Source organism: Aeromonas sp. 601039, from assembly GCF_049174415.1.
Lineage (GTDB): Bacteria > Pseudomonadota > Gammaproteobacteria > Enterobacterales > Aeromonadaceae > Aeromonas > Aeromonas veronii_A.
The window spans coordinates 1-1,197 of record NZ_JAAKTL010000050.1 but is presented as its reverse complement, the minus strand read 5'-3'; the positions used below and the strand labels follow the sequence as shown (position 1 = coordinate 1,197).

The 1,197-nt window shown below is 52.9% G+C and carries 1 protein-coding gene and 1 pseudogene; one reads left to right on the top strand and one right to left on the bottom strand.

Annotation, left to right across the window (positions count from 1 at the left end):
• Positions 1-86: 86 nt before the first annotated feature.
• A protein-coding gene (locus G5195_RS20135; RefSeq protein WP_421236414.1) for an IS5 family transposase occupies positions 87-940 on the bottom strand; the annotation gives its coding sequence in 2 pieces (ribosomal slippage) (positions 87-598 and positions 598-940; 855 coding nt in all).
• A 57-nt stretch (positions 941-997) separates the two neighbouring features.
• Here G5195_RS20135 and G5195_RS20130 point away from each other — a divergent pair.
• A pseudogene (locus G5195_RS20130) lies at positions 998-1,197 on the top strand (transposase); the annotation flags it as partial.

Here is a 1,197-nt window from a genome sequence, read left to right as displayed (position 1 = left end):
GAAAGGCAATCAGTGGCACTTTGGCATGAAGGCCCACATTGGTGTCGATGCCAAGAGTGGCATGACCCACAGCCTAGGCTGTGTTCTCAAAATGCTGGTTTTCTGTCCACTAATAGTTCCCGTAAGTAACGAAGGCAGAAAGCCAGCTTGATAAAAGCAGCAAAACCTCCTGCCAGCTTTTCATACCTCGTTGAGAATCGGCGAAACTTCTTCAGCCATCCGAAGCACCGTTCGACCACATTTCTCCTACGATAACGAGCTTTGTCTAACACCAGTGGACGTCCCTTATGGTGTCGTTGCTGGTCGCTGCGTTGCGGGATAACCGCTTTTATCTTTCTGCGCCGAAGTTCTGCCCGCAGAGCCCTGCTGCTATAGGCCTTATCTGCGGCAAGATGCGTTGGCCGAGTGCGATAATGGCCTGATGAAGTCGGGATCCTTGCCATGGCCAACGCACTTGTTGCATATCTGATTTCCGCTGATTGCCCCGGCGAAAGGCAGAACCCCAGCGGTAAACCATTACCATCAGTGACCAAGTGAATTTTGCTGCCAAAACCACCACGAGAGCGACCAAGAGCTTGACTCACCGGAGTGTTTTTTTACGCGCTCCGGCAGCATCTTTGGATGCCCTGACATTGGAGCCGTCAATGCACCACAGGTCGAAGTCGATAAGCCCTTCTTCATTGAGATGCAGTTGCAACGCAGCAAGGATGGCATCGATACGACCTGTACTCAGCCAACGTCGAAAGGTGTTATAGACCGAGCTCCATGGGCCGAAACGTTCTGGCAGATCTCGCCAAGGAGCGCCGGTATGAAGAATCCAGAGAATGCCATCAAGCACTTGGCGTGGCTCACGAGTAGGGCGTCCGCTTATGCGGCGGCATAGAAAAAGGGGCTCGATAAGTCCCCATTGTGCATCGGTCAACTGGTAACGACGGGACACTGCATAGGTCTTAAGCTGTTGAGAAGATTTGAGATTATATATTCATCACTTTAAGAACACAGCCTAGTCACCACCGCGGCCAACGAGCATGACCTCAATCAGCTGCATGGAGAGGAGTAATTTGTCTCAGCCGATGCCGGCTACCAAGGGGCGCCACAGCGCAAGGAGCTGGCCGAGGTAGATGTGGACTGGCTGATCGCCGAGCGCCCCGGCAAGGTAAGAACCTTGAAACAGCATCCACGCAAGAACAAAACGGC